Origin of the sequence: Myxococcus sp. AS-1-15 (assembly GCF_020037055.1) — a bacterium.
In the GTDB taxonomy this organism is placed as follows: domain Bacteria; phylum Myxococcota; class Myxococcia; order Myxococcales; family Myxococcaceae; genus Myxococcus; species Myxococcus fulvus.
Genome location: NZ_JAIQDF010000001.1, coordinates 13,099 through 34,539 on the forward strand (window position 1 = coordinate 13,099; position 21,441 = coordinate 34,539).

Below are 21,441 nucleotides of genomic sequence, written 5' to 3' on the forward strand. Positions count from 1 at the left end.
CCTGCGCAGCGCGGTTCCAGCCGTGACGGGCCCGTGGGTCCATGTGGACGCACGGGCCCGGGCCGTCAGCGCACCTGACTCACCAGCCACGTCTGGGCATCCGGGCGGCTCCAGAACTCATCCCAGCCGCTGTGGGTGGTGCCCGGCGTCACCGTGACCTGAATCTCCCCGGTGTAGTTGGGGCACTGGCGCAGCTGCGTCAGCACGCCGTCGGTGGGGTTGGTCCACTTCCACGCGTTGAACGTCCCGTCGCCCGAGTTGCCCGCGGCCCACAGCGGGAAGTCCGCGATGCTGCACAGCGGGTTGGCCACGGGCGACGTGTACGCCAGCGGCATCCCGCCCGCATAGGTGCTCCGGTACTTGAGCAGCTGGTCATTCACCCCCGCGCCGCCGAAGGACAGGCCCGTCATCGTCACGCGGTCCGGGTCGATGTTGAAGCGGGTGATGGCCTCGAGCACCAACGCGTGCGTGAGGTCCACGTTCCAGTACGTGTCATACGGCGGCGTCGCGCCGATGCGCGGCGCGTGCGGCGCGATGACCACCGCCGGGTACGTGGTGACAATCGCCTTGCCCGGGATGAGCTGCCGGATGAACCCCTCCGGATTCGAGAGCACCGTCGTGTGGTCCGAGCTGAGCGTCGTGCCGCCCCGGCCATGCAGCGACAGGACCAGCGGGTACTTCTTCAGCGGGTCCGCGCCGTACTCGATGGGCAGGAACACCGCCGTGTCATACGTCCCGCCGCGCGACCACACGTGAATCTTCCCCGCGCGCGCGTCCGCGGCCTGCGTGCCCGCGTGCACCTTGACGCTCACCGTGTCCGACACCGCGGCCCCGCCGTTGTCCGTGGCGGTGAACCGGAAGATGTACGAGCCCGGCGTCAGGTTGCTCGCCGTCACCGTCCGCGTCGTCGCCCCCGTCAGCGTGGCCGGCGTCGGGCCGAAGGCCTGCTGCCACTGGTAGGTGGCGATGGTGCCGTCCGTGTCGCTCGCCGTGCCCTGGAGCTGGACCGAGCTGGCCGGCTGCACGATGGCCGTGTCGTTCCCCGCGAAGGCCGTGGGGGGCTGGTTGGCCAGTCGCGCGCCGCGCAGCTCCAGCTCCCGCACCCGGCACAGGCCGTCGCTCGACGCGCGCTTGCACGACAGGCGCACGTAGCGCGTCTCCAGCGGCTGCGCCAAGGCGAGCGTCCAGGTGGGCTGCGTGTTGTTCGTGACGGCGCCACCGGGCATGGGCTCGAAGCTGGCCGTGGTCGCCAGCCGGTGGTGGAAGTCGAAGTCGAGCATCTGCTGGCCCACGGTGTTGTCGCGGCCCGAGTACAGCGTGATGCCCTCGATGCGGTGGACGGCCTGCAGGTCCACCTCAATCCACTCGGGCGTCGTCGCCGAGGGCACCGAGGCTCCGGCCCACCGGTCCTCCGTGTTCAGGATGCCGTTGAAGGCCTTCGCGTTCGCGAACTGCGTCGGATACCCGTTGGGGTGGATGGAGGACGCCGTCGAGGGCTTGTTGAGCGCGACGTTCGTCGTCTGCGCCCAGGCGGGGAGGGCGACCAGCGAGAGGACCGCGGCGAGGAGGCTCGGGGGATGCCAGCGCATGAGGGGGGCCTTTCAGCAGGGGGAGGTGACGAATCGTCACCGTGTTGCAAACGCACCGGCGCGGCGGAAGTCGCAAGGACGGGGTGCCGCCGCCCTGTCCCCGGCACGGTGGATGCCGGGGACAGGGGGAGACGCGCCTACTGTCCCAACACGACGCGGAAGATGCGCTCGTTGCTGTTGTTCGGGATGCTGTCCTTGTCACCCTGGTTGGTGGTGGTCAGCCAGAGGTTTCCGTCCAGCGTCGGCTCCACGGTGCGCAGCCGGCCGTAGGTGCCGACGAAGAACTGCTGCACGTTCGTCAGCTCCGTGCCGCTGATGACCTCGCGGTAGAGGCGGGTGCCCCGGGCGCAGGCCACGTAGAGGACGTCGCGCACCACGGCGATGCCCGAGCACGAGCCCGCCGCGGTGGTATAGGTCTGCTTCGGCGCGATGTAGCCGGGCGTCGCGCAGCCCGAGCCCCCCTGGGACACGGTGCCCTCGCAGTTGGGCCAGCCGTAGTTGCCGCCGCGCTGGATGAGGTTCGTCTCGTCCATCACCGAGTTGCCGAACTCCTGCTCCCACAGCCGCCCCTGCGAGTCGAACGCCAGCCCCTGGGGATTGCGGTGGCCGTAGCTCCACACGTAGTTGCCGAAGGGGTTGTCGGACGGGACGGTGCCGTCCGCGTTGAGCCGCAGCACCTTGCCCGCCAGGTTGTTGAGGTCCTGCGCGTAGGCCGCGTTCTGCGCGTCACCCGTGGCCGCGTAGAGCTTGCCGTCCGGTCCGAAGCGCAGCCGCCCGCCGTTGTGGAACTTGTTGCGGCCGATGCCCTGCAGCAGCACCTGGAGCGACGCCGTGTTCAGCGCCCCGTTCTCGTACCGCAGCCGGACGATGCGGTTGTCCGTGGGCGAGGTGTGCATGACGTACAGCCAGCGGTCCGTGGCGAAGGTGGGCGAGAGCACGATGCCCATCAGCCCGCCCTCACCGTCGGTGCTCTGCACGTTGGGCACCGTCCCCACCGACGTCTTCTGTCCCGTCACCGGGTCCAGCCGGATGATGTCCTGCGCGTCCCGGCGTCCGTAGAGCACCGCGCCGTCCGGCAGGCTGACCAGGCCCCACGGGATGTCCGTGTCCGTGGCCACCTGGGTGACGGAGCAGACGGGGTTGGTGCAGGCCTGGCCCGTCGTCACGCTCGCCGTGGTGCTCTGTGCGGACGCGTTGCCCTGCGCGTCCCGGGCGAGCACGCTGTAGACATGGGCGGTGTTCGCGGCCAGGCCGCTGTCGACGAAGGTCGTCGCGGGCGGGGCGCCGGGCACCGTGGCCACCTGCACGCCGCCCCGGAACACGACATACGCGCTCACGCCCACGTTGTCCGTGGACGCCGTCCAGTTGAGCGTGACGCTGGTGCCCGTGGCGGTGGCGGTGAGGCCCGTGGGGATGCTCGGGGCCTGGGTGTCCACCTGGCACGGCGGCGGGGTGATGCTCAGCGTGGCGCTGCCCTGCGACACGTTGCCCGCGGCGTCGCGCGCATTCACATACAGGCCCCACGTGGCGCCGGGGACCACCGTCAGCCCGGTGGAGAGGACGGCGCCGGAGACGGACTTCATGAGCTGACCGTCGTGGTAGACGTCGTAGAAGGCGACGCCCTGGTTGTCCGTGGACTCGGCCCACGACAGCGTGGCCGTGTTGCACGTCAGGTTCGTCACCACCAGCCCCGTGGGCACGGTGGGCGGCTGGGTGTCCGCCGGCAGGTTCCACTGCTGGTTCGTCTGACCGTTGCAATCCCAGACGATGACCGGCGAGCTGTTCGCGGTGGCCCCGCCGGACACGTCCAGGCACAGCGAGGACGCGGTGTGGACCACCGTGCCGTTGGCGTTGCGCACCCAGCGCTGGGCGGCCGCGCCCGTGCAGGCGCTGATGACCGCGCGCGCTCCGGCGGTGGCGGTGGCTGGCTGCACGCACCAGGCGCCGTCGAACACGCGCAGCTCGCCCTCGGGCGTGAAGAGGAACCGCTGGTTCCCCTGCCCGTGGCAGTCGTAGATGTTGAGGCCCTGGCCCGACGTCTGGCTGTTCTGCGACACGTCCAGGCAGCGGCCGGACTGCGCGCTGATGAGCCGCGTGCCCGCCGTCACCGCAGCGGACTGCGACCCGAGCTCCTCGCGGTCTGGCTCCGGCGTGGCTTCACAGGCGGCGAGGGTGGTGAGACATGCGGCGAGGATGATGCGGCTTGCTGCGACGGGCGGCGGACGACGAGTCATTGCCACGCTCCTTGTTTTCCGTCTTTTCACGGTATCCAGGTGCGGGCTCAAGCAATCTTCGGGTGTCGTGCGCCGCGGATGTTGAACTCCAGGCACGAGCGGCGCGCCCCTGTCGCACCTCGACGGGGGTTTTCGCAATCCGATGACATCTTTGCGGCGGGAGCGGAAGCTCGCGCGAGGGCTCGGCGCTGAACCCAGACGGGCCCGAGGGCCTCGTCGCACCGTCCTCGCCGCGCAGGATTTGCGCGCCTTTTCGGTGAGCGCGCATTCCTTTCGCCTTGGGTGTGGCCGTCACCCGGGGCCGGGGTTTTTGTCCAAGTCTTGTTCAAGTTCTACTTCCGCATCGCATGGGCATTGCTAGGTTGCGCGGCGTGCTCTGCGCGCCCCGCACCGTCCTGGCCGTGAGTCTCGGCATCGCGCTCGGCGTCGCGGTGGGCCTGGGAGGCTTCACCTTCGTCTACGCGAAGGGCGCGTCGTATCTGCGGGACGACCCGGCCGCGTGTGCCAACTGCCACATCATGAATGAGCAGTACGACGGCTGGCGCAAGAGCAGCCACCACGCGGTGGCCACCTGCAACGACTGTCACACGCCGGCGGGCTTGATTCCCAAGTACTACACGAAGGCGAGCAACGGCTTCTGGCACTCGTACTACTTCACCACCGGCACCTTCCCGGACCCCATCCGGCTGCGTCCGGGCAACCGGGTGGTGACGGAGAGCGCGTGCCGCAAGTGCCACGCCTCGATTGTCGAGGCCATCGAGACGCCCCCCGCGGGCCACGCGCAGGTGGCCCCTGGTGAGCAGCTCCAGTGCCTCACCTGTCACAACTCGGTGGGCCACCCCGAAGGCTCGGGCAACCCCGAGCTCATCCGTCAGGAGATTGCACGATGACCGAGCCCCAGAAGGCTCCTGGGAAGCGGCGCTGGTTGAGCGGCGTCCGGCTGGTGGTGGCGGTGGCCGTGGCGGCCGCGCTGGCCTCGGCGGGCGTCACCGCGCTCCTGGTCAACATCATGGAGCGCAAGCAGGAGGCGCGAAATCCGTTCTACCGGGTGGTGGAGCTGGACGACACCATCACCGACCCCGCCGTGTGGGGGAAGAACTTCCCGCTCCAGTACGACAGCTACAAGCGCACCGTGGACCAGCAGCGCACCCGCTACGGCGGCAGCGAGGCGGTGGCGCGCACGCCCACGAAGGCGGACCCGCGCTCGGTGGTGGCGCAGAGCCGGCTGGAGGAGGACCCGCGCCTCGTCACGATGTGGAGCGGTTACGCCTTCGCCACCGACTTCCGCGAGGAGCGCGGACACGCGCACATGCTCGAGGACCAGGTCTTCACCGAGCGGCAGCACGTGACGGCGCAGCCGGGCACCTGCATCCACTGCCACGGCAGCGTGTACGTGCCCTACAAGAAGCTGGGCGACGGGGACCTCATCAAGGGCTTCGAGAAGATGAACCAGCTGCCCTTCGCCGAGGCTCGGAAGCTCGTGGACCACCCGGTGTCCTGCATCGACTGCCATGACCCCACGACGATGCAGCTGCGCGTCACGCGCCCCGGCTTCATCGAGGGCATCGCCGCGCTCAAGGCCAGCCAGGGCGTGCCCGACTTCAAGGTGAACGAGCACGCCACCCGCCAGGAGATGCGCACGTACGTCTGCGGGCAGTGCCACGTCGAGTACTACTTCAAGGGCAAGCAGAAGCGCCTGACGTACCCGTGGGCCAAGGGCATCCACATCGAGCAGATCATGGCCTACTACGACGAGGACGGGCACACCGACTGGACGCACAAGCTCACGGGCGCGAAGGTCCTCAAGGCGCAGCACCCCGAGTTCGAGATGTACAACCAGGGCATCCACGCCAGGAGCGGCGTGGCCTGCGCGGACTGCCACATGCCCTATCAGCGCGAGGGCGCCATGAAGGTCAGCGACCACCACGTGCGCAGCCCGCTGCTCAACATCAACCGGGCCTGCCAGACGTGTCACAAGTGGAGCGAGGCGGAGTTGCTCAGCCGCGCGGAGGCCATCCAGACGCGCACCTTCGAGACGCGAAACATCGCCATGGACGCGCTGGTGGACCTCATCCACGACCTGCAGAACGCCCAGAAGGCGGGCGTGTCCGACGAGGCGCTGGCCAAGGCGCGGGACTACCAGAAGCGCGCCCAGTTCTACCTGGACTTCGTGGAGGCGGAGAACTCGATGGGCTTCCACGCGGACCAGGAGGCGGTGCGCATCCTGGGCAACTCCATCAACTTCTCGCGCCTGGGACAGAACGCGCTGCGCCCCGAGGGCGGGGCCTCCACCTCGCCGGACACGCGGCCCCAGGGTGCGCCGAAGCCGGTGCCCGCGGCCGCGGAAGGGACGCAGCAGGGCTCGCGGTGACGCGTCGGTGAGACACGGGGCGGACGGGCTTCCCGCCCCGTGCTTCACGTCGCGCGAGACGACTCAGGGACAGAAGCAGGCGCCCCGGCAGTCGAAGTCGCGATAACAGATGTTGGTGCCACACGCGGCGGTGCAGGTCTCCAGCGTGCCGTAGTAGTTGCTCGTGGAGTTGCACGTCCACTTCTGCGGGCAGATGGCCATCGCCGAGACTTCACCCTCGGAAGAAGGCGCCTCGCTGGAGATGGCCTCGGGCGCCTGCTCGGGCTCGCTCGGCGCGCCACCACCACAGCCGGTGATGGAGAGCGTCAGGGCGGCGACGGCCGCGATGAGCGACGAGGTGATTCGCATGGGAGACTCCTGGAGTGCTCTGTGGGGGCCAGCGGGGGATTGCTGGCTTTTGCAGGCTATTCAATGAATTCTTGCCCCCGCAACCCTGCGGTCATCCGGTTGCAAGAGGCGCGTCGTCAGTCCAGCAAGGACGGGATGGGGATGAGGGCGTCGAGCGGCTGGCCTCGGCCGAGCTGCCCGTCGGAGTTGCTGCCCCAGGACCAGACGGTGCCATCCGGCTGGACGACCAGCATGTGCTCGCCGCCCACCGCGAGAGACGTCGCGCCGCTGGTGATGCCGGACACCTGGACGGGGGCCGCGCCGCCACTCCAGGCGCCGTTGCCGGCCTGACCCCAGGGCGTGTTTCCGCCCGTCCACAGCTCGCCGCTGAGGGTGATGGCCGCGGACGCGTCCTCGCTGGTGACCACCTCGAGCATCCCCGGGATGACCATGGGACGCGGGCTGTAGTTGCTGGGGCTGCCCAGTCCCATGCCGGCACGGGAGGCGCCATGGCCCCAGCTCATCCCGCTCCCATCCGCCAGCAGCGCCATGCCGTGGTGGGTGCCGCCGCCGATGGCGAGGACATTGCTCAGCCCCGGAATCAGGACGGGCGTGAGCCGCTGGGTGGTCGTGGTGTCGGCGAGCTGGCCATAATCATTGCGTCCCCAGGCCCAGGCGGACCCGTCGTAGCGGATGGCGTAGGACGTGTGAGGTCCCGCGACGACCTTCATCACGTCGCTCAGGTTGGAGACCTGGACGGGCGTGGTCCGGGAGACGAGCGTTCCATCCCCCAGGGCGCCGTGGGTGTTGTCGCCCCAGGCAAAGATTGTCGAGTCGTCGCGCAGGGCGAGGCGGTGGGTGGCGCTGGTCGAGATGGCGATGATGTTCTGGAGTCCCGGCACCTGCGTGGGCGTCAGCGTGCCGCCGCCCCAGGCCCAGACCGTGTTGTCGTCGCGCAGGGCCAGGGACGTCCGGCCCGCCGCCGCGATGGCGATGACGTTCTGGAGTCCCGCGACAGGCGCTGGGAGGACGCGGCGCGAGGTGGTCCCATCGCCCAGCTGCCCCGCCTCATTGGAGCCCCAGGACCAGACGGTGCCCTGGGCGCTCAGCAGCAGGGAGTGCGCGGCGCCGGCCGCGACGGCGAGGGCGGGCTCGGTGAGCGGGATGAGTCCGGGGAGCGGATACAAGGTGACGGCGCCGTCACCGCGCTCGCCCTCATGGCTGGTTCCCCAGGTCCAGAGGGTGCCATCGCTGCGCAGCGCCAGGGCATGCGTCTCGCCTCCGGCGACCACCGAGACGCCCGTCAGCCCCGACACCTGGACCGGGGTGGCGCGGCGCTGCTTGGTGCCGTCTCCGAGCTGGCCCTGGGTGTTCTCGCCCCAGCTCCACACCGTGCCGTTGGACTTGAGGGCGAAGGAGGTGTCGAGGCCCGCCGAGACGTCGGTGACACCCGTGAGCCCGGCCACCTGGACGGGGGAGAGGTGGAACGTATAGGTCGTCGGGTCCTGCATCCCCCAGCTCCACACGGTGCCGTCCGACTTCGCGGCCAGCGTGTGCCTGGGGCCGATGCTCACGGCCACGACGTTCGTCAGGCCGGGCACCTGCACGGGGACCATGCTGTTGCCCTGGGTGCTGCCGATGCCCATCATCCCGAACTGGTTGCTCCCCCAGCACCAGAGCGTGCTGTCCGAGCGGATGGCACAGGAGGTCATGTACCGGGCGAACACGGCGACGACGTTCGTCAGCCCGGGGACGGGCGCGGGGGCGTAGCGGGTGCTGTCGACTCCTCCGTCGCCGAGCTGGCCTTCACCGTTGTAGCCCCAGGCCCACACCGTGCCATCGCCCTTCACCGCGAGGGTGTGCATGTCTCCGGCGGCCACCGCCACGACGCCTGTCAGGTTCGGGACCTGGACGGGCGTGGGGCGAAAGCCGACGGGGCCGTAGGGAAAGTCAGGGGTGCCCAGCTGTCCATGGGAGCCATCGCCCCAGGTCCAGACGGTGCCTCCCGAGCGGAGCGCCACGGAGTGGTAGTCGCCCGTGGCCACGGAGGTGATGGACGTCAGGCCGGGGACCTGCACCGGCGTGGCGGTGCTGGCCGTGCCGGGCTGGCCGAGCTGGCCGCGGAGGTTCTGCCCGGCGGCCCACACCGTTCCATCTGAGCGGATGGCGAGCGAGTGGCGGCGATTCGCGGCGAGCTTGACCCGGGGCCGCGTGCGGGAGATGGCGGCCTCATGTCTGCCTTCAGCCGGATGGTCGACGCCCGCCTCCTGCTGACCACAGCCCACGGACAGCAGGAGTCCCAGCGTGATACCCAATACACCGCGCAACCGTGATGACGACGGATGTGACATTCGACCCTCGTGTGAGATTGAAGCGGCGTCGAGACGAGGGTTGGGACTTCTTATTTAATGAGGATAGTCAGAGAGAGGCGTGGTCGCGGTGGACCCTTGCGCCAAGCCTCGAGGATGCCTCTGTTTCAGGCGTCGCGCGTGAGGCGGAAGCGCTCGTAGCGCTCTTCCAGATAATCGGGACGGGGGCGCTGGGCGGGGAGCAGGGGCAGGACTCCCAGCGGCTTGCCCGCGAAGCCCTTGAGCCCGTGCTCCAGCGTGGGGCCGTCCTGCTCGGCCATCAGTCGCCGGGCGATTTCGATGACGCCATCGGGGCGGATGCCCAGCAGGTCCGTGTCGAAGGCACCGTGGTGCAGCTTGCACAGCGAAAGGCCGTTGGGCACCTCGGGTCGGCCACGCACGTCCCGGTCCGGGAGGATGTGGGCTGCGTCCAGCAGCTCCCGACGCGGGAAGCGGCAGATGGCGCAGCGCTGCTCATAGGCGCGCAGCACGTGCTGTCGGAAGGCGACCTGGTGCAGGCGCTTCTTCACCTGCACCGTGGTGTAGCGGCGCTCCAGGCCGAGCAGCTTCGAGTCCGCCACGTAGCTCCCCGGTGCTCGCACCTGCGCTTCCGGCAGGCCGGACGCGACGGTGAAGGACTTCGTGGCCAGGTCCACGCCGGAGATGTAGACGGGCCAGATGGGCGCGTAGAGGCCGGGCTCGATTCCGTAGAAATAGATGAGCGGCGCGTCCAGCTCCATGGCGCGCACGAGCCTGCGGTTGTCGCGTCCGTCGACGTCCTCCCCCTGGAACCGATAGTCGAAGCCCTCGTCCGAGGGGAGGTCGTCGTAGCGCGCCTCGCGCCCATGGCGTGGCACGGTGGTCTTGATGGAGAGCGCCGTCTCTCGCATCTGCCGGGGCCAGAAGATGCCGCGGGCCCGGTTGGCGAAGTGGAGCGTCTCGCCCTGGTAGGTGAAGCCCGCGTCGATGACCTCCCAGGGCAGCACGTCCCCATGGCGACGCACCCGCTCCTGCAGGGCGTTGATGGCGGCGACGCGGATGGGCCAGTCGGAGTCCGGGGACATGGGCACCCACCGCCGTGGGAGGCTCCGGGGCGGGGATGACCAGGCTACCAGGTTGGCGTCCAGGCGGTGTGTCGGCGCGCGTCGACGCCACTCGAGAGCCTGTGGCCGCGCGGCCACGCCGAGTCCGGGCAGCCACGGCTTCACGGGGGGGCGCCATGGGCTTGGGGTTTGCTTGGGTGGGAGGGGATGAGTCCCTCCAGCCACGTCGTGTCGCTCGTCTGCGCTGTCCTCGGTGCCGCTCCGTCGCCGCCCGCGACGGTGCGGGTGATGGCATACAACGTCCTCTACTCCTCGCCGGCGGAGGACATCGACGAGTCCCTGGAGGTCATCGAGAAGGAGGCGCCGGAGGTCCTCTGCCTGCGCGAGCTGACGCCTGGGTTCGCGGCCGCCTTCCGCAAGCGCTTGGGGAAGGACTATCCCCACCTCGAGCTCATGCCTCGCAAGGGGGCCTGGGGCGTGGGGCTCGCCAGCCGACACCCGCTGCGGCGGGTGGAGCGCTTTGCCCAGAAGCCACACCGCATGCCCGGGCTCGAAGCGGACGTGGTCGTCGGTGGGCGGGCGCTGAAGGTCGCCTGTCTCCACCTGATGCCGCCAGGGGCCTCGCATCGCCCGGAAGACAGCCTCCTCGAGACGCTGAGGAAGAACGACACGCTCCGCAAGCACCAGGCGGAGGCCCTGGTGAAGCGCTACGCCAAGGAGCGCGGCCCGGTGCTCCTGTTCGGAGACATGAACGAGTCGCGCACGCAGGAGGCGATGACGACCTTCGCCGCCGCGGGCTTCACGCATGCCTGTGATGGGCCGGACGCGCTGTGTGGAGACACCTGGCCGGGCGCGGCGTCCGTGGTCCCCAGCTTCGTGGAGATAGACCACATCCTGGGACGACAGCTCTCGTTATCGGACGCCAAGGTGCTGCACGGTGGTGGCTCTGACCACTTCGCGGTTCGCGCGTCCGTCACGCTTCCTCCGTGAGCGTTTGTCCCTCCGGGCGGAGCGTTCGTCACGCGCCCGGGCGGTTTCGCCACATCCCCCGCATCGGGTTCGTCGGCGCCCGGTACGACACGCTCCTCCAGCGCCACCGGCGTCACCGGCGGCCCGTAGCGAGGAGCGTGTGCATGCATCGCCCGATGTCCTTCAACAGCCTCTTCCTGGCGAGCGCCCTCACCCTGGCCTTCGTGCCCGGGTGTCAGGACGCCCCGCCTGTCATCGACCCCGAGCCCCTGGGCACCGTCTCGCAAGGGCTCACCTGCGGCGGCAGCCTCATCCCCGTGATGTCGGCCCGCGACAACCCCGTCAGCGGCCTCGTCATCGCCTCCAGCGAGTTCAACGCGTCCAACCCCGCCTGGCACGCGGTCGACGGCGGCGACAGCACCATGTGGCTCACCGCGAGCGGCCAATCCACCGCCTGGCTCACCTACGAGTTCTTCGACGGCGCGCGCACGCTCTCCCACTACGCCATCAAGTTCTCCAATGGCTCACTCAACAACCGCGCGCCGCGCGACTGGACGCTCCAGGGGTGGTCCGGCAGCGCGTGGAACACGCTGGACACCCGCACGCAGCAGACGAACTGGGGCGGCGCCGAGGAGCGTGAGTTCTCCATCACCACCCCCGGCGCCTACAGCAAGTACCGTCTGATGGTGACCGAGGACAACACCGCCGGCACGGGCGTGGATGTCCTCTCCATCGGCCGGCTGTCCTTCTACAACTGCGCCTGTGCCACCATCGTCAACCAGGTGCCCGCCATGACGAGCGCCACCGCGCCCTCGGGCACCGTCACGGGCTCCGGCTTCCTCCAGGCGGGCAATGAGCCGTGGAAGGCCTTCGACAACGTCGACACCTCCGCGTCCATGTGGCTCTCCTCCAAGGCGACGCCCTCCTGGCTCTCCTACGAGTGGCCTGGCGCCTCGCGCATGCTCACCCGCTACGCCCTCAAGTTCCCCAACGGCGAGGCAGCCCCCCGCGCTCCGAAGAGCTGGACCCTCCAGGCCTGGAACGGCACCGCCTGGGTGGTCGTCGACAGGCGCGTGGACGAGTTCAACTGGGCGAGCGCGGAGCGGCGCGAGTACCCGCTCAGCCTCCCCAGGGCCTTCAACCGCTTCAAGCTCGACATCACGGATGACAATGACCCGCGCGCCGGCGTGGAGACCGTCGCCCTCGCGCGCGTGGAGTTGCTCGGCTGCGAGCGCGACACCACGCCGCCCATCGTCCCCTCGTTCTCCGCCTTCACCCCGCCGTCGCCCGGCAACCAGACGGCCATCACCCTCAACGGCGTCACCGAGGGGAACGCCACCGTGCGCCTCTTCTCCGGCGGCACCTGCGCGGGCTCGCCCATCGCGACGCTCACGGCCACGGGCTCGGGCGCCTTCTCCCGCGCGCTCACCGTGGCGACCAACACCACCACCACGTTCTCCGCGAAGGCCGAGGACCTGGTCGGCAATGTCTCCGCGTGCTCGGCTCCCGTCAGCTACACGCACGACAACGTCGCGCCCGTCACCCCCTTCCAGCTCGCCTTCGTCCCCAGCGACACGGGCTCCGAGCTGAACCCGCAGCTCGAGGGCCGCACCGAGGCCGGCGCGGTCGTGCTCGTCTTCCGGAGCGCCAACTGCTCGGGGTCCGTGCCGACCACCGCCACGGCGCACGCCACCACCGGCGTCTTCAGCACCAACCGGGCGGTGTTCGCGAACACGGTGACGACCTTCTCCGTGCGCGCCGTGGACGCCGCGGGGAACCTGTCGGGCTGCACGTCCGTGGCGTACACGCATGACTCCGTCGCGCCGGCCGCGCCGACCTTCACGACGGGGCTGGTGCCCCTGTCCCAGGGCTCCATCGTCGCCGGCATGCGCGTCCAGGCCGAGCCCCGCTCGCGCCTCTTCCTCTTCTGGGGGAATGACTGCGCCAACCCGACGAGCACCGATGTCGCGGTGGACAGCGGCGGCAGCGCGCTGGTGCCCCTGGTCGCGAGCCAGGTCGGCGTCCCGATGTCCCTTCGCCTCCGGGACATGGCGGGCAACCTGTCGCCGTGCGTGGCCGTCGAGGAGACCTGCTTCGCGGGTTTCCGCGACTGCGACGGTGACCCGGTCAACGGCTGTGAGACCTCGGTGATGGAGGACGCGGCGAACTGCGGCGCGTGCGGCACCGTGTGCGCCGGCGCGCCTTCCGCCAGCGGGGTCTGCGGCGCGGGCACCTGCGGCCTCGCCTGCGCGGTGGGCACCTTCGACTGCGATGGCAGCCCCCTCAACGGCTGCGAGTCCAGCACGGCCTGCGCGCCCGGCGTGTGTCAGGTGTCGCCGGAGAACGAGCTGCTCATCACGGCGCTGCCCGTGGTGGAGGACCCGGTGCGGACCGTCAACGGCGGCGCCTGGACGTTCGGCACGCTGATGCGGCGCATGAACGGCGGCCAGAATCCGTCCGAGATGATTCGCACCTGGCTCAAGACCTGGGAGACGAACCAGGTCATCGCGGGCCTGCCCGTCGCCGGACGTCCGAGCATCCTCCCCGACGTGCTCACGCCCTGGGAGACGCGCAGCGGCGGCCCGTCCGCGCCGCTCGACTTCAACACCGCGCCCTTCCGGCTGCTCGCCATCGTCAACCGCATCGACCTGCGCAGCGAGGGCACGCACTCGGGTGAGGGGCGCTTCGTCTTCGGTGTCACCACGCCCGCGGGGCTCGACCTGCCCTTCACCGTCATCCTCGAGTACATGCTGCCCGGCGACGGCCCGGAGGACATCCAGCGCTGGGCGCGGGACTGGCACGAGCTGGGCTCGCTGCCGCTCGGCAGCCCTCTCTACAACGCGAAGCTCCAGGCCCTCACCGACCGCTTCACCGAGCCCTTCGTCGCGCAGGGCCGCTTCATGGGCAGCGCCATCCACCAGGTGCGCACCAACGAGAACGCGCTGAACCCGCTGTGGGAGCTGCGCGAGTTCCACTTCGGTCCGAACGGGCTCGTCCCTTCCCCCGTGGCCCTCACGCCGGAGCTGAGCCTCAACAACTCGCCCCGGCTCGCGAGCTTCGTGCAGGAGAACGCCGTGGCCATCCTGGCCGGCACGCACGAGGTGCCCTCGCTGTACCAGGGACAGGCCTTCGTCGCCGGCTCGGCGCTGACGCCCTTCGGCCTGACGTGGTCCGTCCCCGGCGCGGACCCGGAGGTCCGGCATCGCTTCTCGCTCAACACCTGCAATGGCTGCCACGCGGGTGAGACGCAGACGCCGTTCCTCCACGTCTTCCCGCGCTCCGCGGGAGCACCCTCGTTCCTGTCGCCCTTCCTCGTCAGCGCGCAGCCCGTGCCGGACCCGCTCACGGGCACGCCGCGCGTCTTCAACGACCTGGGACGACGGGATGACGATTTGGAGACGCTGGTGTGCGGCGCTCCGCAGGCACTGGCGCCGAGCCTGGGCTCGGTGGGGGAGGGGCTGCTCGCGCCTCGCTCGCTGAGTGGCTCGTCGGCGCCGAAGCAGGACGCGGTGCCGGGCTTCCCGCCGCGCTCGAACTTGCCCCCGGGCCGCGTGCACTGACGCGCGGACGTCGTCACCGGAAATGAACGGGCCGGGCTCCATGTCACGTGCATGGAGTCCGGCCCGAGTGTTTTCGCGAAGTGGGTCCGGCTACTTCTTGGAGCTGCGCAGGTAGCGATAGAACTCCGAGTCGCTCCCGAGGAAGAGCGAGGTGGAGCGGTCCATCACCTGGGGGTAGGCCTCCAGGGTGCGCATGAACTGGTAGAACTCCGCGTCGCGACCGAAGGCGTCGGCGTAGATGCGCGTCGCCTCGGCGTCGGCCTTGCCGGTGATTTCCTGCGCCTTGCGGTAGGCCTCGGAGCGGATCTCCTTCAGGTCGCGCTCGCGCTGACCGCGAATCTCCGCGGCGCGGCCCATGCCCTCCGAGCGTGAGCGCTCCGCGGTGCGCCGCCGCTCGGAAATCATGCGCTCGAAGACCTTCACCTGGACCTCGTCGACGTAGTTGATGCGACGAATCTGCACGTCGACCAGCTCCACGCCGAACTCCTTCACGATTTCGGCCGCGCGCAGGCGGATCTGCCGGGTGAGCTTGTCGCGGCCCTGGGCCACCTGCTCCAGCGACTCGCCGCGCTCCTCCTCGGTGGTGTACTCGTCGTCCTCGAACGGGCGGTTGGTGGAGCGCACCGCCTCAATCAACGCGAAGGACGCGATGGTGTTGCGTGTCTCGCCGTCGATGATGTCGTCCAGCCGGGACTGCGCGTTGCGCTCGTCGCGCAGGCGCTGGAAGAAGCGCAGCGGGTCGACGATGCGCCAGCGGCCGAAGGTGTCCACCCAGATGTACTTCTTGTCCTTGGTGGGAATCTGGTTCGGGTCGCCGCGCCAGTCGAGCCAGCGCTTGTCGAAGCGGTTCACCGTGTCGACGAAGGGCTGCTTGAAGTGCAGGCCCGGCTCGGTGATGGACTGGCCGCGGGGCTGGCCGAAGCGGGTGATGACGGCCTGCTCGTGCTCGCTCAGGGTGTACGTGCTGGAGAAGCCCAGCACGATGGCGAGCACCGCGACGCCGAGGACAATCGTTGCCACGCGGCTCATCGCTGGGCCTCCGTCGAGTGCGCCGCGCCGGCGGCCGCGGAGTCCGGGCCGTCCATGCGCAACATGGGCGTGAGGCCCTTGAGGTTCTCGTCCATGACGACCTTCTGGCCGGTGCTGGTGAGCACCTGGCTCACGGTCTCCAGGTACATGCGGCGGCGGGTGACCTCGGGCGCCTTGCGGTACTCCTCGTAGACGCGGGTGAAGCGCTCGGCCTCGCCCTTGGCGCGGTTGACGCGCTCGATGGCGTAGCCCTCCGCGGAGCGCAGCGCCTCCTCGGCCTCGCCCTTGGCGCGCGGGATGGCGCGGTTGAGCTCGGCGAAGGCCTCGTTGATGGCGCGCTCCTTCTCCTGGATGGCCTGGTTGACCTCGTTGAAGGATGGCTTCACGGGGTCGGGCGGGTTGACGTCCTGGAGGACCACCTGCTGGATGTCCACGCCCGTCTCGTAGCGGTCCGCCAGGTCCTGGAGGAGCAGCTTGGACTGGGTGGCCACCGTCTGGCGGCCGGTGGTGAGGACCTCGTTGACGGAGTGGTCACCCACGACGGCGCGCATCGACGCCTCGGAGATGTCTCGCAGCATCCCCTCCACGTTCTTCACCTTGAAGAGGTACTTGTACGGGTCCTTGATCTTGTACTGGACGATCCACTCGACCACGGCGACGTTGAGGTCGCCGGTGAGCATCAGGGACTCGCGCTTCATGTCGGAGCCGCTGGCGGCGTAGGACGTGTTGCGCGCGCCCACGGACTCGGTGCGGAAGCCGAACTCCGCCTTGAGCTGGCGCTGCACGGGCACCTTGACGATGCGGTCGATGCCGTACGGCAGCCGGAAGTGCGGACCCGGCTCCACCGTGTCCACGAAGCGCCCGAGCCGCAGGATGACGCCGACCTCGTCGGGCTCTACCTGCGCGTAGCTGGTGAACAGGCCCACCAGCAGGGCCAGACCGACGCCACCGAAGAGCAGCCGGCGGCCCAAGCCTCGTTTGAGCTGCCTGCGCAGCTCATCCAGCACATCACCAGGATCCCGGCCATTCGGCTCGGGCTTCAATACGCGGGGGTCCCATGCCATCCTTCAGTCTTTGGACTACATAACATCCAGATGCAAGCGGGAACCCGGTCGCCGAGTGAAACAAGGGGCCACCTGGTTCCCTGGTGGCCCTCGTGAGATGGCGAGCATTCGGGGTCGGTCGTCCGGCTCACCGCGCGAGGCGAAGGCGCAGGGAGGGGGCGAGCTTGAGGGAGAAGACGCCGAGCACGCTCACGGCCTGGCTCGCGAGCATCACGAAGCCCAGGGTCGACAAGGTGGCGGAGTGGACGAGCATGAGGGCCACGCTCCCCAGGACCCAGGTGCCGTCCACCAGCAGGTGCACCAGGAGCATGCTCGTGGCGACGGGCGATTGGGTGGAGGCCCAGACGTTGATGCCGGCCCATGGCACCAGGAACACGCCCAGGCCGAAGAGGAAGGACGGCGGCAGCGTCCATCCCGCGAGCGTGGTGAGCGGGGTGGCGACGAACAGCAAGGTGACGCCCATGCTGAAGGCGGCGAAGGCATCCAGGCGATAGACGAGGCGGTCGTTCATGGGGAATCCTCGGGTGATGGGATGCCTCGAAGACTCGGTGTTGCCTCGACTGCCCCGCAATGACCTGGGAGGGAAGTGTGTGGCCACCTCGCGTGTGGGCGCGCGATGAAGCGGACCGCGCTCCGGGAGGTCGAGGTGTCGACCCGGCGTCCGCGCAAGGGTGTCCCGAAGCCCCGGAGCGAACTGGGGGCGTTGCTCAAGGACTGGCGCGCGTCGCGGGGCAAGAGCCAGCTGGCGCTGTCGTTCGACGCGGAGGTGTCGCCCCGGCATCTGGCCTTCATCGAGTCGGGCCGGACGGAGCCCAGCCAGGACATGGTCCTGCGATTGGCGGAGGCCTTGGGCCTGGGCTTGCGTGAGCGCAATGCGCTGCTGGTCGCGGCGGGGTATGCGCCCCAGTTCGGTGAGAGTGATTGGAACAGTGAGGAGATGCGCGAGCTGCGGCAGGCGGCGGCGCTGATTCTCGGCGCGCACGAGCCGCATCCGGCGCTGGCGCTGGACGCGGCGTCGACGGTGCTGGATGCGAACGCGGGGGCGCTGGCGATGATGGGGTTGGGGCGCGACGCACTGGGGCGCACCAACCTGATGGACCTGGTCTTCGCGCCCGGGCGGGTCCGCTCCGCGATTGGGAACTGGCAGGAGATCGCGGGCTACCTGCTCGGGCGGTTGAAGGAGAACGCGCGCCTGCGGGGGCCCGGGTCCGAGGTCGCGAACGTGCTGGCGAGAGTGCTCACGTACCCGGACGCGCGAGAGCTCCCCGCGAGGATGCCTGGCCGCTCCGCGGGCGTCCTGGTTCCGCTGACGTTCGTGGTCGATGGCGTCGCCACGCACTGGTTCACGACCGTGACGACCTTCGGGGCCCCGCTGCATGCCCTGGCGGAGGAGGTCACCATCGAGCAGTTCTACCCCCGCTGAGGTTCGGGGTGGGCGTGAGGGGTTGCGAGGTCTGCCTTCTGTCCTGGCGGCATTCTTCCAGTTGGGTGCTCTCGCGTGAGGGATTGGGCTTCTGTCCTCTCCAGGCAATGGCATAGGGTTGTCGCCAAACCCTGCTCGTGCAATCGGGAGGTACTGTCATGGACCGCGTGAAGTCCTACTCAGACTTCGAGAAGGAAGTGGACCCCCACGGGGATGCGCGGGCCGAACCGCTCATCATCCAGTTCGGCTTCCCGGGCAGCGGCTCCACGTTCGTCTGGCAGGTGCTCAACTCCATCCTGGGCAACGTGAAGAAGACCCACAAGTGTCCCCAGTTCCGGCCGGAGGACCGCGTGGTCGTCACCGTGCGGGACTTCCGAGACATCCTCTGTACCTACTTCAAGCGCGCCAACCTGCCCGTCACCAAGGCGAGCATCGACTTCCTGGTGAAGGAGCACGCGGAGGACAACTCCTCGTTCAGCGATTTGTACCGCGTCAGCGAGACCTGGGGCGACCGGAAGAACGTGCTCTGGCTGCGGTACGAGGACTTCTTCGGCAACTTCGACTACCTGTTCGGGCAGATCGAGCGGTTCTTCGGGATGAAGCTCACGGACGAGCAGAAGGAGCGGGCCCGCTCGAGCTACTCGTTGGAGGCGAACAAGGCGCGCTCCGAGCGCGTCGCCGTGGTCTGCAGGCAGGAGGGCGGGGCGGGGTGGATCGACGAGAAGTGGCAGGCCTACACCATCGACGGCATCAACGGGCTGCACGTCACGGGCGATGGCTCGGTGGGCAAGTGGCGGCAGATCATCCCGAAGGAGTGGCACGGCTACGTCAACGAGCTCCTGGCGGAGCCCCTGAAGCGCTACGGCTATCCGCTGGAGTCCTGAGGAGGTGCCCCTCGCATGAAGCTATCGGCTCGTGGTGAAGAGGTCCTGGCCGCCATCAACGACTCGGGCCTGAGCGTCGAGGAGAAGGCCGTGCTCGCGCGCGCGCTCCAGAAGAGCGTGGCGCGGGCGGGGCTTCTCCTCGGTCATCTCTCCTTCGGCGTGCGGGACATCGCGCGCGCCATCGCGTTCTACGACGCAGCGCTGGCGCCGCTGGGCTACACGCGGGTGTGGAGCTCGGAGCGCTCGGCGGGTTACGGCCCGGAGGGAGAGGGGGACACGCTGGCGCTGTTCCTGCGGCCGGAGGCCACGCCGCCCGGTGACGGCTTCCACCTGGCCTTCAATGCGCCGAGCCGGGAGGCCGTCGACGCCTTCCACGCCGCGTGCTTGAAGCACGGGGGCAAGGACCAGGGGGCTCCTGGCCTGCGTCCTCACTACAGCGACACGTATTACGCGGGCTTCGTGACGGACCCGGATGGGCACAAGCTGGAGGCCGTCCATCAGCTGGGATGAGCTTTCCGACGCGTGCGCGCTCGAGCGCCTCTTTGATGTCCTCGGACACGATGAGCGCGATGGTCCATCCCCATGTCCGGAACACCTTGGCGTCGCCCACTCTCGTGGGGTCGATTCGCATGCCCGCGACGCCCCGGCCAGCAGGACGACGCGGTACGCGCGCGTGCCGGACGCGGAGACGAAGAATCCCATCCATTAGGATCGACGCGTTCAGCAGGGCTTGCCCGAGGAGGGCAGGTGGAAGGCCGGCGCAGGATGCGCGCGGCCCTCCGGCGCGAGAAGGCCCCGTTACCCGGGAGTGACGGGTCCACTTCGCGCTCTGCCTCACGGACGCTGCTGCGCGAGCATCCAGCTCAGCACCTTCGGCTCCTGGTAGACGCGGTCCCAGATGGAGTGGCCGCCATCATGGAAGAGGGTGAAGAGCACCGGCTTCGCGGGAGCATTGCCGCTGGCATCCTGCGCCGTCTGTCCGTCGACCCACTCCCACCGCGCCGGGCCCTGACGGAAGAACGCCGTCTGCGCGCGGCTGGGGTACGTGTACGAGTCCATGACCGTCCCCGTGGCGCCCAGGGCCTGTCCCAGGCGCGTGAACCAGTCCCGCGTGCCCGTGTACGAGGCGGGGTCGTTGATGGCGTGCGAACCCCAGACCGCCAGGTTGGCGTTCACCATGGCCTGCGCGCGGGCGACGGAGGAGCCGTAGCCGCCGTTGCAGACCGGAATCGCGGCCGCCAGCTTCGCGGGGAAGGTGGACGCATAGGAGAACGTGCCCGCGCCGCCCATGCTCAGGCCCGTCAGGTACACGCGCTTCCTGTCCACCTTGTACGTCGACAGGATTCGCTCGATGAACGGGTCCAGGCTGTCGAGCGCCTCCTGGTCGTTCCAGAAGTTGGAGGTGCTCGTCTGGGGCGACACGAGGATGAAGGGATAGTCCTTCCCGTTCCTGTCGATGTACGACTGGAGCCCCATGTTGCGGACCCGGCTGAGCTGGGTCGGCCCGCCGTCTCCCCGCTCACCCGCGCCGTGCAGGAAGATGACGATGGGCCAGTTCGTGCCCGCGTCGTAGCCCGGCGGCAGGTACACGACGTGACCGTAGTTGCCCTGGAACACCCTCGTGGTGTCCTTGTAGATCTCCACGGTGGTCCCGCGTCCGTTCAGGGCGGGCTCCACCCGGACCTTCGTGCGGGAGCTCGCCGAGGCGCCCTGGTCATCCGTCACGCTCAGCTCGAACTCGTAGAGCCCCACCACCAGGCCGGAGGCCGTGGCGGACAGCGTGGTGGCGCCCGTCAGCGTCGCGATGTTGGGGCCGGAGACCTGCGTCCACTGCCGTGACACCACCGTCCCGTCCGGGTCGCTCGCCGTGCCCGTCAGCTGCGCCGACGACGTGGGCAGGATGAGCGTCTGGTCCAGGCCCGCGGAGGCGGTGGGCGGCACGTTGGCCGTCGTGCCCGCCGGGGTGCCGTAGACGACGATTTCGTTCGACGCGCCGTACATGCTGCGCGCGAAGTGGAGGTAGCGCGTGCGCTGGCCCACCGTCAGCCACTTCCACTGCTCCCACCCGTTGGTGGTGAGGGAGAGGGGCGTGGACCAGGCCCCCGGCGCCCCGACGCTGAAGAAGACGGTGCCGGAGTCATACGTGTCGAACACGCCGACCTCCGTCACGTCGTACTGCTGCCCCAGGTCGATGACGAAACCCATGGGGTACTGGTTCTCGTTGTAGACGACATTGCCCCAGGTCGTCGCGGGCTTGAAGGTCGAGCCCGCGCGCGGGTCCCCTATCAGGGTCTGCTCGTCATACAGGTTCTGATAGACGCCCAGCGTCGGACGGACGCCGTCGGGTTGGACGTTGGCGGGGTCGATGACCAGCTTCTGCCCCACCAGCGGCGACGTCACCGTGGAGAGGGATTGTTCGACGCCGTCCCCCTCCTGTTGTGCACCACAGCCGACCAGCATGCCCAGCGAGGCGAAACCACACAGCCATGCTTCACGAAGCCGCGAACGAATCACGAAGGCCTCCTCATTCAGGATGGTGAGGAGGCCAAGGACAATCCAGATTAATCCGTGAAGTCCAGATTAATCATTTTCTGATGTTC

Annotated in this window: 16 protein-coding genes; 7 read left to right on the forward strand and 9 right to left on the reverse strand. The window is 69.2% G+C overall.

From position 1 onward, the window contains the following. Nucleotides 1–65: 65 nt before the first annotated feature. Nucleotides 66–1,589 carry a discoidin domain-containing protein gene (locus tag K8625_RS00065; RefSeq protein WP_223781481.1) on the reverse strand — a complete coding sequence of 508 codons (1,524 nt, stop codon included), beginning with the start codon at nt 1,587–1,589 and terminating at the stop codon, nt 66–68. Between the two features lie 137 nt (nt 1,590–1,726). Further along, entirely contained in the window at nt 1,727–3,823 is a 2,097-nt protein-coding gene (locus K8625_RS00070) for a lectin (protein WP_223781482.1), read from the reverse strand. A gap of 371 nt (nt 3,824–4,194) precedes the next feature. Between K8625_RS00070 and nrfH the strand changes: the two genes are divergently transcribed. Next, nucleotides 4,195–4,713, forward strand: a complete 519-nt coding sequence (gene nrfH, locus K8625_RS00075) for a cytochrome c nitrite reductase small subunit (protein WP_223747217.1) — start codon at nt 4,195–4,197, stop codon at nt 4,711–4,713. Further along, entirely contained in the window at nt 4,710–6,194 is a 1,485-nt protein-coding gene (locus K8625_RS00080; RefSeq protein ID WP_223781483.1) for an ammonia-forming cytochrome c nitrite reductase subunit c552, read from the forward strand. Before nrfH ends, K8625_RS00080 begins: the two co-directional genes overlap by 4 nt. 63 nt (nt 6,195–6,257) lie before the next feature. Here the strand turns inward: K8625_RS00080 and K8625_RS00085 are convergent, their stop codons facing one another. From K8625_RS00085 to K8625_RS00095, 3 genes are all read right to left on the reverse strand, one after another. After that, nucleotides 6,258–6,542 carry a hypothetical protein gene (locus K8625_RS00085; RefSeq protein ID WP_223781484.1) on the reverse strand — a complete coding sequence of 95 codons (285 nt, stop codon included), beginning with the start codon at nt 6,540–6,542 and terminating at the stop codon, nt 6,258–6,260. 116 nt (nt 6,543–6,658) lie between these two features. Beyond that, nucleotides 6,659–8,872 carry an RCC1 repeat-containing protein gene (locus tag K8625_RS00090; RefSeq protein ID WP_223781485.1) on the reverse strand — a complete coding sequence of 738 codons (2,214 nt, stop codon included), beginning with the start codon at nt 8,870–8,872 and terminating at the stop codon, nt 6,659–6,661. 125 nt (nt 8,873–8,997) lie between these two features. After that, entirely contained in the window at nt 8,998–9,933 is a 936-nt protein-coding gene (locus tag K8625_RS00095; RefSeq protein WP_223747221.1) for an HNH endonuclease, read from the reverse strand. A gap of 186 nt (nt 9,934–10,119) precedes the next feature. Between K8625_RS00095 and K8625_RS00100 the strand changes: the two genes are divergently transcribed. Both K8625_RS00100 and K8625_RS00105 read left to right on the forward strand, forming a co-directional pair. Further along, on the forward strand, nt 10,120–10,902 hold the full coding sequence (locus tag K8625_RS00100; RefSeq protein ID WP_223781486.1) for an endonuclease/exonuclease/phosphatase family protein: 783 nt from the start codon (nt 10,120–10,122) through the stop codon (nt 10,900–10,902). Between the two features lie 143 nt (nt 10,903–11,045). Beyond that, a complete protein-coding gene (locus K8625_RS00105) occupies nt 11,046–14,441 on the forward strand; it encodes an Ig-like domain-containing protein (protein WP_223781487.1) in 3,396 nt (1,131 codons plus the stop codon). Between the two features lie 90 nt (nt 14,442–14,531). On the opposite strand, the gene hflC is transcribed toward K8625_RS00105, so the two are convergent. The 3 genes from hflC to K8625_RS00120 all read right to left on the reverse strand — a co-directional run bounded on the left by hflC (nt 14,532) and on the right by K8625_RS00120 (nt 17,045). Next, a complete protein-coding gene (hflC, locus tag K8625_RS00110) occupies nt 14,532–15,470 on the reverse strand; it encodes a protease modulator HflC (protein ID WP_141327784.1) in 939 nt (312 codons plus the stop codon). Beyond that, nucleotides 15,467–16,534 carry an FtsH protease activity modulator HflK gene (hflK, locus tag K8625_RS00115; protein WP_223781488.1) on the reverse strand — a complete coding sequence of 356 codons (1,068 nt, stop codon included), beginning with the start codon at nt 16,532–16,534 and terminating at the stop codon, nt 15,467–15,469. The genes hflC and hflK overlap by 4 nt, the downstream gene beginning before the upstream one ends. Before the next feature lie 127 nt (nt 16,535–16,661). After that, a complete protein-coding gene (locus K8625_RS00120) occupies nt 16,662–17,045 on the reverse strand; it encodes a hypothetical protein (protein ID WP_223747225.1) in 384 nt (127 codons plus the stop codon). A gap of 135 nt (nt 17,046–17,180) precedes the next feature. On the opposite strand from K8625_RS00120, the gene K8625_RS00125 reads away from it, so the two are divergent. The 3 genes from K8625_RS00125 (at nt 17,181) to K8625_RS00135 (ending at nt 19,351) form a co-directional block, all read left to right on the forward strand. Beyond that, complete coding sequence (locus K8625_RS00125; protein WP_223747226.1) at nt 17,181–17,957, forward strand: helix-turn-helix domain-containing protein; 777 nt, start codon at nt 17,181–17,183, stop codon at nt 17,955–17,957. Nucleotides 17,958–18,115: 158 nt separating this feature from the next. Next, complete coding sequence (locus K8625_RS00130) at nt 18,116–18,841, forward strand: sulfotransferase domain-containing protein (protein WP_223781489.1); 726 nt, start codon at nt 18,116–18,118, stop codon at nt 18,839–18,841. Between the two features lie 15 nt (nt 18,842–18,856). Next, a complete protein-coding gene (locus tag K8625_RS00135) occupies nt 18,857–19,351 on the forward strand; it encodes a VOC family protein (RefSeq protein ID WP_223781490.1) in 495 nt (164 codons plus the stop codon). A gap of 324 nt (nt 19,352–19,675) precedes the next feature. Here K8625_RS00135 and K8625_RS00140 read toward each other — a convergent pair whose 3' ends face one another. Further along, the gene (locus K8625_RS00140; RefSeq protein ID WP_223781491.1) at nt 19,676–21,355 is read right to left on the reverse strand and encodes a hypothetical protein; all 1,680 of its coding nucleotides are present in this window, start codon (nt 21,353–21,355) and stop codon (nt 19,676–19,678) included. Nucleotides 21,356–21,441 lie beyond the last annotated feature (86 nt).